The 12833-nt window shown below is 73.8% G+C and carries 10 protein-coding genes; 5 read left to right on the forward strand and 5 right to left on the reverse strand.

Annotation, left to right across the window (positions count from 1 at the left end; translation table 11 throughout):
* Window positions 1-368 precede the first annotated feature (368 nt).
* Window positions 369-1559 carry a CaiB/BaiF CoA transferase family protein gene (locus tag FDP22_RS11225; protein ID WP_138572989.1) on the reverse strand — a complete coding sequence of 397 codons (1191 nt, stop codon included), beginning with the start codon at window positions 1557-1559 and terminating at the stop codon, window positions 369-371.
* Between the two features lie 223 nt (window positions 1560-1782).
* Between FDP22_RS11225 and FDP22_RS11230 the strand changes: the two genes are divergently transcribed.
* The 5 genes from FDP22_RS11230 to moaE all read left to right on the forward strand — a co-directional run bounded on the left by FDP22_RS11230 (window position 1783) and on the right by moaE (window position 6154).
* Window positions 1783-2565, forward strand: a complete 783-nt coding sequence (locus FDP22_RS11230; protein ID WP_138572991.1) for an SDR family oxidoreductase — start codon at window positions 1783-1785, stop codon at window positions 2563-2565.
* Window positions 2566-2879: 314 nt separating this feature from the next.
* A complete protein-coding gene (gene uvrC / locus FDP22_RS11235) occupies window positions 2880-4784 on the forward strand; it encodes an excinuclease ABC subunit UvrC (protein WP_138572993.1) in 1905 nt (634 codons plus the stop codon).
* Between the two features lie 91 nt (window positions 4785-4875).
* Window positions 4876-5454: a CDP-diacylglycerol--glycerol-3-phosphate 3-phosphatidyltransferase gene (pgsA, locus tag FDP22_RS11240; protein ID WP_239031754.1), complete on the forward strand. Its 579-nt coding sequence runs from the start codon at window positions 4876-4878 to the stop codon at window positions 5452-5454.
* Entirely contained in the window at window positions 5454-5699 is a 246-nt protein-coding gene (moaD, locus tag FDP22_RS11245) for a molybdopterin converting factor subunit 1 (protein ID WP_138573337.1), read from the forward strand. Before pgsA ends, moaD begins: the two co-directional genes overlap by 1 nt.
* Before the next feature lie 2 nt (window positions 5700-5701).
* On the forward strand, window positions 5702-6154 hold the full coding sequence (gene moaE / locus FDP22_RS11250; RefSeq protein WP_138572995.1) for a molybdopterin synthase catalytic subunit MoaE: 453 nt from the start codon (window positions 5702-5704) through the stop codon (window positions 6152-6154).
* Window positions 6155-6515: 361 nt separating this feature from the next.
* Here moaE and FDP22_RS11255 read toward each other — a convergent pair whose 3' ends face one another.
* The 4 genes from FDP22_RS11255 to FDP22_RS11270 form a co-directional block, all read right to left on the reverse strand.
* Window positions 6516-8993, reverse strand: a complete 2478-nt coding sequence (locus FDP22_RS11255) for a YfbK domain-containing protein (protein ID WP_143972257.1) — start codon at window positions 8991-8993, stop codon at window positions 6516-6518.
* Window positions 8990-9529 (reverse strand): RNA polymerase sigma factor, encoded by a 540-nt coding sequence (locus FDP22_RS11260; RefSeq protein WP_138572999.1) that lies wholly within the window; start codon window positions 9527-9529, stop codon window positions 8990-8992. Before FDP22_RS11260 ends, FDP22_RS11255 begins: the two co-directional genes overlap by 4 nt.
* A gap of 277 nt (window positions 9530-9806) precedes the next feature.
* Complete coding sequence (locus FDP22_RS11265) at window positions 9807-10511, reverse strand: response regulator transcription factor (protein WP_138573001.1); 705 nt, start codon at window positions 10509-10511, stop codon at window positions 9807-9809.
* Entirely contained in the window at window positions 10508-12757 is a 2250-nt protein-coding gene (locus tag FDP22_RS11270; protein WP_138573003.1) for a hybrid sensor histidine kinase/response regulator, read from the reverse strand. The genes FDP22_RS11265 and FDP22_RS11270 overlap by 4 nt, the downstream gene beginning before the upstream one ends.
* Window positions 12758-12833: the final 76 nt, after the last annotated feature.

The raw sequence follows: 12833 nt of genomic DNA on the forward strand, positions 1-12833 counted from the left end.
CGCCGGCATCTCTTCTGGCGAGACCGGCCGACGGGTTTCCCGGGCCGCTGGCCCCGAGCGCGCCGGGCGGCAGCGGCGCAGGTGCCGGCGCAACGGGTTGGGCAGGTGCCGGCGCAACCCGTTGAGCAGGTGCCGGCGCAAGCCGTTGAGAGGGTGCCGGCGCAGCGCTCCGAGGCGGCGGCGCTTGGCGGTGACGCGCCCGGGGGCCGTCACCGCACCGCCGGTTCCGGTCAGCCGGGGACAGACGCGCCCGGGACAGATCAGGTCAGCGTGAACCAATCAGATCAGGTCCGCTCGGATTGATCAGCTCAGTTCAACTCGGGCCGTGTCAGCTCCGCTCGTGTCAGGTCAGGTCGGCTTGATCCAGCTCAGCTCGGGGCGGCGAAGGCGGCGCCTGCGGTGAGCAGCGCCTCGATCTCCTCCGGCGTGTAGCCGGCCTCTGCCAGCACCGCCCGCGTGTCCTGCCCGAACACCGGGGGGCGCCGCGCGCCGGTCTCCGCCGGGGTGCGCGACATGCGGATCGGGTTGCCGAGGGTGCGGAACCCGTCGATCTCCACCACCATGCCGCGATGCGCGGTGTGGGGATGGTCCAGCACGCCGGGCACGTCCATCACCGGGCCGGCGGGCACCCCGGCGGCCATCAGCGCCTGCGCCAGCTCCTCGCCGTCCCAAACGGCCATGAGCGGGCGCAGCAGCGCGGCCAGTTCCTCCCGCCGCCCGTTGCGCTTCGGCCCGGTGACGAAGCGCGGGTCGGCGGCCAGCTCCGGGCAGGCGAGCACCTCGCACAGCCTGCGGTACTGGCTGTCATTCGCCGCGGCCACGAAGATCGGCACGCTGCGGGTGGGGAAGGTCTCGTAGGGGCTGATGTTGGGATGCGCGTTGCCCACCGGCTTCGGCACCGGGCCGCCCATCATGTAGTTCGCGCCATAGGGGAACAGGATGGAGACGGCGGCATCATAGAGCGTCATGTCCAGGAACTGGCCCTGGCCTGAAACATCGCGCTCGCGCAGCGCCATCAGGATGCCGATGGCCGAGGACATGCCCACCGAGATGTCGACCAGCGGGATGCCCAGCCTGGTGGGCTCGCCGCTTTCCGGGCCGTTCACGCTCATCAGCCCGGCCTGGGCCTGCACCACCGCGTCATAGCCGGGCAGGCCGCCCAGAGGGCCATCGGCGCCGAAGCCGGTCACCCGGCACTGCACCAGCCGGGGAAACTCCGCCTGCAGGGTCTCGTGGCCCAGCCCCCAGGCCTCCATGCTGCCGGACTTGAAATTGTCGATCAGCACGTCGGCGCCCGCCAGCAACCGGCGCAGCACGGCCCGGCCGTCCTCGCGGCGCAGGTCCAGCGCGATGCCGCGCTTGTTGCGGTTCACGCCCATGAAATAGGAGGCAGCGCCGGAGGCGGGGTCGAAGGGCGGGCCCCAGGCCCGGGTGTCGTCGCCCTGCGGCGGCTCCACCTTGATCACCTCGGCGCCGTGGTCGGCCAGCCACTGGGTGCAGAAGGGCCCGGCGAGAATCCGGGTGAGATCGACGACGCGAAGTCCGGTGAGCGCTGGCATGTCTTGTGGTCTCCTCCCTGTCTGCCCCCATATACCTCCCTGTCTAGAGGAGGGCGGCACACCGGGCAACGGCGCCGCGCGTCCGCTCACGCAGGCGTGGGCGGGCGAGAGCTGCGCCGGCCCGGGCTGGCCTGCGCCGGGTGCCGCGGCTAGTATCGCGCCGCGCCGCCGGGCCACGGTATCCCGAGGGCGGGCACGGCGCAGGCAGGGGAGGGAATTGCACATGAAACCAGGGATTGCCCTGATCACCGGCGCCGGAAAGCGCGTGGGCCGCGCCATGGCGCTGCATCTCGCGGCCCGCGGCTGGGACATCGCGGTGCATTACATGAGCTCCGTCGCGGAGGCGGATGCGGTGGTGGCCGAGGCGCGTGCGCTCGGCGTGCGGGCGGCAGCGTTTCGCGCCGACCTCACGGACGCCGCCGAGACCGACGTGCTGGTGCCGCAGGTGGTCGCGAAGTTGGGTCAGGTCACCCTGCTGGTGAACAACGCCTCCATCTTCGAATACGATACGGTCTCCCGTGCGACGCGCGAGAGCTGGCACCGCCACGCGAGCTCGAATCTCGAGGCGCCGTTCTTCCTCACCCAGGCCGTCGCGGCGCAGGCTCCGGAGGCCGGGCGCGATGAAGACGGCGAGCCGGTGGCCCGCACCCTGGTCGTGAACATGCTCGACCAGCGCATCCGCAAGCTGACCCCGGAGTTCATGACCTACACGCTGGCGAAGATGGGCCTCTGGGCCTTCACCCGCACGGCGGCGCAGGGGCTGGCCCCCGCGGTGCGGGTGATGGGCATCGGCCCGGGCCCCACGCTGCAGGGCGGCCGCCAGTCGGCGGAGCATTTTGCCGCACAGCGCGCGGCCACGCCACTGGGCCGCGGCACCTCTCCGGCGGAGATCTGCGGCGCGCTGGACTTCATCATTGCCTCGCCCGGGCTGACGGGACAGGTGATCTGCCTCGATGGTGGGCAACACCTGGCCTGGGCGACCCCGGACGTGCTCGGGGTGGAGTGAACCGGTGCACGAACGACCGCCCAGGGCTGCGCGGCGGCCGGACCCGCGGAGTTTTCCACTTGACGGGGGAGCGTCACGAACCCGTTATGATTCTGTTAGGAAGGTCAGTATTTTACGTCATACGAGAAAATTTGCCTGCGGGAACAAGGGCTTGAAAAGTTGCCCAAAGATTAATCATGCCGGGGAAACCGGTGTGTTTTCAATGGGATTGCAGAGTTCCGGCGAATTGCGCACAGACTTATCCACAGGAATCGTGGATTGTATTGCTGTTGCTTTCGGGGGCGGGGCAAGGCAGGGCGGAGGCGGGAATCGCAATGACTGAAAACCGCCAGGACGAGACGGGCCCGGGCTTCGAGGAAGCCGCCCCCCGGGAGGGGGCAACGGGCCACGACGTCATCCACGGATACCTGCGCTCGCTGCCGGACCGGCCGGGCGTCTACCGCATGCTCGACGCGAGGGGCGAGGTGCTCTACGTGGGCAAGGCGCGCAGCCTGAAGAAGCGCGTCTCCTCCTACGCGCGGCCGACCGGGCACTCGGGCCGGATCATGCGGATGATCTCGGCCACCGCCTCGATGATGTTCCTCACCACGCAGACCGAGACCGAGGCGCTGCTGCTGGAGCAGAACCTCATCAAGCAGCTCAAGCCGCGCTACAACGTGCTGCTGCGCGACGACAAGAGCTTCCCCAACATCCTGGTGCGCACGGACCACCCCTATCCGCAGATCTCCAAGCACCGCGGCCTGCGCCGGGCGCAGGGGCATTACTACGGGCCCTTCGCCTCCGCCGGCTCGGTGAACCGGACGCTGAACCAGTTGCAGAAGGCCTTCCTGCTGCGCACCTGCACCGACGCGAGCTTCCAGAGCCGCACCCGGCCCTGCCTGCTCTACCAGATCAAGCGCTGCGCCGGCCCCTGTGTGGGGCTGGTGGACGAGGCGCAATACGCGGGCCTGGTGCGCGACGCGGAGGATTTTCTGGCCGGGCGCTCCAGCAAGGTGCAGGCGGACCTCGCCCGGCAGATGCAGGACGCGAGCCGCGACATGGAATTCGAACGCGCCGCCGCGCTGCGCGACCGCATCCGCGCGCTCACCCAGGTGCAGTCCGCCCAGGGCATCAACCCGCAGCATGTCTCCGAGGCCGATATCGTCGCGCTGCACCAGGAGGGCGGGCAGGCCTGCGTGCAGGTGTTCTTCATCCGCGCGAACCAGAACCGCGGCAACCGGGCCTATTTCCCGCGCGCCGGCGGCGGGGCGGAGGGGCCGGAGATCCTCGAGGCCTTCCTCACCCAGTTCTACGCGAACAAGACGCCGGCGCGGATGATCCTGCTCTCCGAACCGGTGGACAACCCCGACCTGGTGGCCGCGGCCCTGAGCGAGACCCTGGGCCGCAAGGTGACGCTGGGCGTGCCGGCGCGCGGCGAGAAGCGCCTGCTGATGGAGAACGCGCTGCGCAACGCGCGTGAGGAACTGGCCCGGCGCACGGCGGAAAGCGCCAGCCAGGCCCGGCTGCTGGAGGGTGTGGCCGAGGCCTTCGGGCTGGAGAGCGTGCCCGAGCGCATCGAGGTCTACGACAACAGCCACATCCAGGGCACCAACGCGGTGGGGGCGATGGTGGTCGCGGGGCCGGAGGGCTTCGAGAAGTCGCGCTACCGCAAGTTCAACATCCGCTCCACCGAGATCACCCCGGGCGACGACTTCGGCATGATGAAGGAGGTGCTGGAGCGCCGCTTCGCCCGCCTGCTGAAGGAGGACCCGGACCGCGACAGCGACATGTGGCCGGACCTGGTGCTGATCGACGGCGGCGCGGGGCAGGTGGGGGCTGCGCTGGAGGCCCTGCGCGAGATCGGCGTGGAGGACGTGACCCTGGTGGGCGTGGCCAAGGGCGTGGACCGCGACGCGGGCAAGGAGGAATTCCACATGCCCGGGCGGCGGCCCTTCGCCTTGCCCTACCGCTCGCCGGTGCTCTATTTCCTGCAGCGGCTGCGCGACGAGGCGCATCGCTTCGCCATCGGCACCCACCGGGCGAAGCGCGCCAAGGCGGTGAGCGCGACCCCGCTGGACGAGATCGCCGGCGTGGGCGCGGCGCGCAAACGCGCGCTGCTGGCGCATTTCGGATCGGCCAAGGCCGTGTCGCGGGCGGGGCTGCAGGACCTCAAGGCCGTCGACGGCGTGTCCGACGCACTGGCCGAGAGCATCTATGCGCACTTTCACGGCGACGGATGAAGCATTAGGTAGGGGGCACGGGCCGGGCCCGGACCCCCGGAAGGCCGGGGGCCACTTGCCCGGCCCGGTCCGGCTGCGCCGGACGGAACGGATGGAGAAGGCAGTGCACTGGACGGTTCCGAACCTTCTGACTGTGGGACGCGTGCTTGCCGCCCCGCTCGTGGCCATGGCCTTCGTCGTGTTCGACAGGCCCACGGCCGACCGGCTGGCGCTGGTGCTGTTCGTGACCGCCTCGCTGACAGACTTCCTCGACGGCTGGCTGGCCCGGCGCTGGAACCAGGTGAGCGACCTGGGCCGGATGCTGGATCCGGTGGCCGACAAGGCCATGGTGGTCATCGCGCTGGCCACGCTGATCGGGCTCACCCGGCTGGACTGGCTGGTGCTGCTGCCGGCGGTGTTCATCCTGCTGCGCGAGGTGCTGGTGTCGGGCCTCAGGGAATTCCTCGGGGCGGTGAAGCTGCACGTCACACCGCTGGCCAAGTGGAAGACGGCGGTGCAGATGACCGCCATCGCCCTGCTGTTCCTGGCCGGGAGCTTCACCGGCGGCCTCGCCGACACGCTCTACGGCGTCGGCATCGTGGGGCTGTGGCTGGCCGCGGTGCTGACCGTGGCGACGGGGATCGACTATTTCGCCAGGGCCATGGGCTACCTGGCCGGAAAGGGAGCATGATGCGGGTACTGTATTTCGCCTGGGTGCGCGAGCGCATCGGCGTGCCGCGCGAAGAGGTGGAGACCGGGGCGGAGACCGTCGCCGGCCTCATCGAGGAACTGCGCGGCCGCGAGGAGCGCTACGCCCTCGCCTTCTCCGACCTCTCGGCGCTGCGCGTGGCGGTGGACCAGGAGGTCGTGGATTTCGATGCCCCCCTCGCGGCCGCGCGCGAAGTGGCGTTCTTCCCGCCGATGACCGGGGGCTGAGCATGGCCGTCCGGGTTCAGGAGGAAGACTTCGACATCGCCGCGGAGATCGACGCGCTCTGCGCCGGGCGGGTGGACATCGGGGCGGTGGTGAGCTTCACCGGCCTCGTCCGCGACCTCGGACAGGCGGCGGCGCTCTCCTCCCTCGAGCTGGAGCACTACCCGGGCATGACCGAGCGGGCGCTGGAGGCGATCGAGGCGGAGGCCCGCGCCCGCTGGCCGCTGCAGGGCGTCACCCTGGTCCACCGCTACGGCGTGCTGGCGCCGGGCGCGCGCATCGTGCTGGTGCTCACCGCCTCGCCGCATCGGGCGGCAGCCTTCGAGGCGGCGGAATTCCTGATGGACTACCTCAAGACCCGCGCGCCCTTCTGGAAGAAGGAGGCCACCGACCACGGCGGCCACTGGGTGGACGCACGCGAATCCGACGATCTGGCCGAGGAACGCTGGCGGCGCTGACGCCGCGGAGCGGGAGAGCGGCCCGCCTCGCTGCGGGAATGTTCCCCCGGGCCGGGCACCAGGGCGCCCGCCGGTCGCCGCGCGCGCGCCGGATGCATCGGTGCCCCGGCCATGACATGCCGGCGCAGACCGCGCACCGCCGTGACCGGCCCCGGCCTGCGCCCTGCCCCACTGATGACCGCCCCGGAGGGCGCGGGCCTCGGAACGCCCGGCGCCGGACCGGCCTGCGCGGAGCCGGTGGTGATCCGCGGGGACGGCGGACACTCTCCCGAGGGCGGGCCTCCGGACACCCAAGGGCAGGCCCCGGCGCGTGGCGCGCGCAGCGGTCCGTGATCCGGTGAGCCCGCGCCGGCCCCGGCTCTCAGCGCGGGGCGGCGGCGAGTTCGGCGGCGGTGTCGATCAGGGCGGCGAGGGCGGCGCGGCGGCCGCTTTCGTCCGGGCCGGCGGCGTCGCGGGCCAGGGCGGCGGCCTCCGCGAAGCCCCAGGCGCCCAGGTCCCGGCGCCCCTCCAGCAACAGCCCGAACCCCGCGACCGCCGCGGCGAAGCGTGTCTCGCGCAGCGCGATGCTGTCCGCGGGGCCCGGCGTCGCGGGGGCGGCGGGCACGTCGAGGGTGGTGAGCCGGCTTTCGGTATCGCTCGCGGTGCTGTAGCGCAGCCGCACCAGCGCGAGGTCGGTGCCGGAGCCGGACGGGGCGGCCCCGCCTGCGGCGCTGTCGGCAGTGCCGCGCTTCGCGCTTCGGGTGTCGGGCAGCGGCGCGGGGGTGATCTCGTAGAGCGCGGTCACGGTGTGGCCGGGGTCCACCGCCACCCCGCCGCCGCCCTGTTCCAGCAGGCCCGAGCCGCGCGTGTCATCGGCGCCGTCCCGCGCGGTGGCGCCCACGTAGCGGTAGCGCATCACCGTGGCGGGGTTGAACTCCACCTGAACGCGGGCATCGCGCGCCGCACTCATCCCGTCCGCCAGCGAGCTGGCAAGGGCGCGCCGGGCGGAGGCGGGGCTGTCGACCAGCGCCACCACGCCCTCCCCGGCGCGCGCGTCGGGCAGGTCCGTGTCCCCCAGCCCGAGCAGCGAGACAGGGATGCCGCGCGTGCTCTGGGGCAGTTGCGGCAGGGCGACGTCGCTGGCCAGGATCACCCGGGTCTCGATGCCCGGATGGTCCGTGCGCAGCCGGTCCGCGAGGGCGAGGCCCGCCGCCAGGCCCTCCTGCACCGACGGCCCCGGGTTCGGCTCCGCGAGGGCGGCGAGAATGCGCGCCCGCTCGGTGGCCGCCAGCGGGGCCAGCAGCGTCTCCCCCGAGGGCCCGAGCACCGCGACCCTGTCGTCCGGCCCCAGCCCGTCCAGCGCCTCGCCCAGCCCGGCACGCAGCAGCGCGATATCCTCCGGCGCGCCCAGGTCGGCCACCAGCACCAGTGACAGGGGCGGCCTGTCCGGAATGCCGCGCACCGCGCCGCGGATGCCGATGCGCAGCAGCCGCGTCTCCGGGTTCCACGGCGTGGGGATGAGCGCGGCGGAGAGGCGCAGCGGCACCGGGTCTCCGGGGCGCGGCGCCGGCCAGTCATAGGCGAAGGCGTTCACCAGCGCCTCCACCGGCACGGCGCCGGGGGCGGGAAACACGCCGCGTGCCAGGGTGTTGCGCAGCTGCGAGAGCGCGCCGGTCTGCGGAGCGAGGGTGAAGCCGGACACCCGCCGTTCCGCGGTCTGGCGCTGTGCTGTGCCGGCGGGCAGGGGCGAGAGCGCAGGCGGCGGGGCCGCGCCGGTGCCGGGCGGGGGGATCCGGACCTGCTGGTCCGGGATGCTCGCCGCGCCGCCGCCCTCCAGCGCCATGCGCAGCTCGGCGGGCACCTCCGGCTGCGGCAGGATCGGCAGCAGCGCGACGGCCACCAGCGCAGCCAGCCCGCCGCCCACGATCAGCGCGGGTGAGCGCCGCCCCCTCGGCCAGGACAGCTTGCGCCGGGCAGAAGCAAGCGCTCCGTGCCGCACCGGTGTGGCGGCCCTGCGCCGGGCCGCCCCGGCGGTCGCCCGGCCGGGCTCCGCCGCACCATCGCGCCCCACGGTGCCTCCCGGGCCCGGCCTGGCCGGAGCCGCGCCACCGGCAGGTGCCGCCGCCCGCTCCCGCGCCCCGGCCGGGGCATCCGGCTGGCCCGTCTGCGGCACACGTGCTCCGGTGGGCGAGCCGGTGGTCATCGACGATGCCGGTGCAGGCACGGCGCCCGCGCTGCCGCGCTGCGCCGTCTCCGGCGTTGACGGGGTGGAGGCTTGCAAGGCCTCTGCGGGCGGGCCCTGATCCGGCCCGGCGGGCTGCCCCGCGCCCGGTGCTGACGGCGTGCCGGAGGGCGACGCCGTCGCCATGTGCCTCGGGGCTGACGGCGCGGCGGGGGCACGCGGTGCGCCTGCGGGTGGCGGAGGGCCGGCTGATGCGGTGCCCTCCGCCTCCGCAACCGTGGTGCTGGCTGGCACGGGATCCTCTGCCTCCGCAGCGGTGGTGCGGGCCGACGCGGCGCCCTCCACCTCCGCAATCGCGGTGCGGTCCGACGCGGCGCCCTCCGCCTCCGCAGCCGTGGTGCTGGCCGGCGCGGCACCCTCCGCCTCCGCATCCGTGGTGCGGGCCGACGCGGCGCCCTCCGCCTCCGCAATCGCGGTGCGCGCCGACGTGGTGCCCTCCGCCTCCGCAGCCGTGGTGCTGGCCGACGCGGCACCGTCCGCTTCCACAACCGTGGTGCCGGATGCGAGCGCTGCGGCGATGGTGCGGGCCCGGGCCGTGGCATCGACCTCCGGGGGCGCCGCGGCGAGGGCGGCGCCGAGCCGGTGGAGCGGGTCGGTGGTGGGGGCCGGGGGGGTCATGCGATCTCCTCTTCGCGGGCGCGGTCGCGCAGCAGCCGGCGCACTTCGGACAGGCGCCAGCTAACGGTGCCCTCGGACAGGCCGAGGGCTGCGGCGGCCTCGGCATGGGTCATCTCCTCGCCCAGCACCAGCGCCACGGTTTCGCGCAGCGCCGGGCTGAGGGCGGACATCGCCGCCTCCAGCCAGCGGGCTTCCTCGGCGCGGCCCTCGGCCTCGGCGCGGGCCAGGTGCTCGGCCTCGCCCCACCCGGCGCCGGCGCGGGCGCGGGTGGCGTTGCGGCGCATCAGGTCACGGGCAGCATTCACCACCACGCGGTGCAGCCATGAGGTGAAGCGGGCCTCGCCGCGGAAGCCCGCCAGCCGCCGGGGCAGGGCGAGGCAGATCTCCTGGGTGAGATCCTCCGCCTCCGCGCGGTTGCCCAGGATGCGGTAGGCCAGCCGGAACACCCGGTCGTAATGCCGCTCCAGCAGCGCCCCGAGGGCGGCTGCGTCGCCCGTCCGGGCGGCCATGGCAAGCGTGTCGTCATCCGGGTCCATGCGCATCCTGACAGTTCGGACGCGGCCGGGCAGCCGATCCTTGGAGAGTTGCGGACATTATTCCGCAGAGGATGTCTGCGGACGGCTCGGCAGATGTGACCCCCCGGCGGCCGGGCGGCCCGAACGGGCCTCCGCGGGGAGGGATCCTCCGGGCAGTCGCGTTCGCGAACCGGCTCCGCGCGCGCCCGGCCCGGCGACCCGCCCCCCCGGCGGTGACGGCGCGTGGCGCGGCGCTGGCGCGTCCGGCTCTCCGGGCACCAGATAGTCCGCGGGGGCGTCACCTCCAGTCGACGTCGCCGACGAAGATGTAGCCCGCGCCGTAGATCGTCTTGATGAAACGCGGGTTGCGCGGGTCCTCGCGCAGCTTCACGCGCAGGCGGCTGATGCGCACGTCCATCGCCCGGTCGAAGCCGGAGCCGGCGCCGCCGCCGAGGCGGTCCTGCATCTGCTCGCGGCTCAGCAGCCGGTTGGGCTGGTCGAGGAACAGGCGCAGCAGGGCACCCTCGGCGCGCGACAGGGCCGCGTCCTCGCCATCGGGCGCGGTGAGCAGGTGACGGTCGAAATCCGCCTGCCAGCCGGAGAAGCGCGCCCGGGCCAGCGGCGTCTCGGGCCGGGCCCGGCCCCGGCGCAGCAGCACGCGCACGCGGGTCACCACCTCGGCCGGGTCGAAGGGCTTGGTGATGTAGTCGTCCGCGCCCAGTTCCAGCCCGGTGATGCGGTCCTGCACCCGGGCACGGCCGGAGATGATGATGATCGCAGCACCGGTCTCGCGCGCCAGCCGCCAGACCAGCGCCAGCCCGTCCTGGTCCGGCAGGCCGAGGTCCACCAGGCAGACATCCGGGGTGATGCGCCTCAGGCCGGTCTCGAACTCCGCCACCCGGCCGAAGGCGACGGTGCGGAACCCGGCCTCCTCCAGCGCGGAGGCGAGGAGGACGCGGATCTCCGGCTCGTCGTCGAGCAGGGCGATGAGCGGCGCGGTCATGTGATGCTCGCGAGGCAGGCGGCCAGCTCGGCGCGGGTGAAGGGCTTCGGCAGGAGGGTGGCGAGGCGGGCCGCCTCCTGCCGGCGCGGGTCGTCCGGCGGCAGGCCGGTCATCAGCACCAGGCGCGGCAGCGGGGCGGCGCGCCCGGCGGCGCCGGCCTGCAGGTGCCGGGCGGAGGGCGCAGCACCGGGAGGCGCGGCGCCGGCGGGCGAGGCTTCGGACAGTGACGCGGCGGGAGATGCGAAGCGGTCGAGATGCGCGCCGGACGGCGCAGCAGGAGGCGCGGCTCGGGTGCCACGGGCACCGGATGGCGCGGCGTCGGGAGGCGCGGCGGTGACGGGGGGACCTCCGGCCGCCGTCGCGGCGACGGGTGGCGCTGCAGGGGGAGGCGCGGCGTCGGGCGGCGCGGCGGTGCCGGCGGGGGCTCCTGTCGGCTGGCCGGCGGGCGAGGGGGTGGTCCGCGGCAATGTGCCGGAGGGCGGGGCGGGCGCGCCGTCGCCGATGGTTGCCCGGTCCGGGAGCGCGTCGGGGGCGCAGACCGTGGCCTGCCGGATCCCGCGCGCGAGGTCGAGGCCGGAGAGGCCGGGGCCCAGCACCAGGTCGGAGAGGACGAGGCCGATGCCCTCCACCTGCGCGAGGAGGCGGGCGGCCTCCTCCCCCGTTCCGGCCTCGATCACGGTGTGGCCGAGGGCCACGAGGTCCTCGCGCAGCGCGTCGCGGATGTCCGCGTCGTCCTCGGCCAGCAGGACGAGGCCCGGCGGCAGGGCGGCCGGGCGCCGCGCCGGCAGCGCGATGGTGACCCGGGCGCCACCGCCCGGCGCATTCGCCAGCCGCAGCCGCCCGCCGGAGGCGCGCGCGAAATCATAGACCATCGCCAGCCCGAGGCCGGAGCCCGGCGCGCCGCGCTTGGTGGTGAAGAAGGGCTGGGTGGCGCGGGTGAGGGCCTCCTCGGTGAAGCCCGGGCCGGTGTCGGCCACGGTGATCTCCAGCCGCTCCGCGGTGAGGACGGCGCCGAGGGTGATGCGCCCGGGCTGGCCGTCCAGCGCATCGCGCGCGTTCAGGATGAGGTTCAGCACCGCGTCCTGCAGGAAGCCGGAATCGACCAGCACCGGCTCGCGCGGCACGGTCTCCAGCTCCAGCACCACCTGGTCGGGCAGCGCGGGGCGGGCGAGCGGCAGCAGGCCGCTCAGCAGCTCCGCCGGGTCCGTCGGGCGCGGGGTGAGGCTGCGCGCGCCGGAAATGCTGCCCAGCCGCTCGATCAGCGCGCCGCCGCGCTCCGCCGCCGCCCGGGTGGCGGCCACCGCCTCACGCGCCTTCGGCGGCAGATCCATCCCGCCGAGCCGGGACTGCAGGCCGAGAATCACCGTAAGGATGTTGGAGAAATCATGCGCCAGCCCGCTGGTGAGCTGCGCGGCCAGCTCGCGCTTGGCGGTGTGGCTGAGCGCCTGGCGGGCGCGGGCCTCCTCGGTCATGTCCACCGAGAGGATGTAGACGCCCTGCACCCTGCCGGTCTCGTCGAGGTCCGGGGTGAAGGCGGCGCGCAGCCAGCGCGGCCCGTCGGAGAGCGAGAACTGGAAGGCGCGCGCCTCGCCGGCCAGCGCGCGGTCCAGTTCCGGGCGGATGATGTTGTAGGCTTCCGGCCCCAGCACCTGCGCGATGCCGCGCCCGACCACCTGCCCCGTCGCCCCGGGGATCACCAGCGGAAGCTGGTCGTTCGACCAGGTGTAGGTCTGCGTGAGGTCGAGATGGGCGATATGCGCCGGGGTCATCCGGGTGATGAGGCGGATGCGCGCCTCGCTCTCGGCCAGCGCCGATTTCGCCTCGCGCAGGTCCGCGATGGTGGTGGCAAGCTCGCGGTTGGCGCGGGCCAGGTCCTCCGAATGGGCCAGCAGCTTTTCCGACAGGGTTTCGGAACGGGCGCGCAGAAGGCGCTCCTGCGCGCGGATCGCCGTGATGTCGGTGTAGACGGTGACCCAGCCACCCGGCGTCAGCGGGTGGCCCTCGATGGAGATCACCCGGCCGTCGGGGCGCTCGCGCTCGAAGTAGTGCGGCTCGAAGCGGCGGGCTTTCTCCACCCGGTGGGCGACCATCTCCTCCACGTCTCCCGGCCCGTATTCGCCGCGCTCGGTCATGCAGCGGATGATCGCCTCGAAGGAGGCGCCGGGGCGGGTGAGCTCGGGCGGCAGGGCGAACATCTCGCGGAAGCGGCTGTTGGCCAGCCGCAGGGTCAGCCCCGCGTCGAACACCGAGAGGGCCTGCTGGATGAGGTTGAGCGCCCCGCGCAGCAGCCGGTCGTCGCCCCGGCCGGGCAGGGGTGGCGGC

The organism is Paroceanicella profunda, from assembly GCF_005887635.2.
GTDB classification, from domain to species: Bacteria; Pseudomonadota; Alphaproteobacteria; order Rhodobacterales; family Rhodobacteraceae; genus Paroceanicella; species Paroceanicella profunda.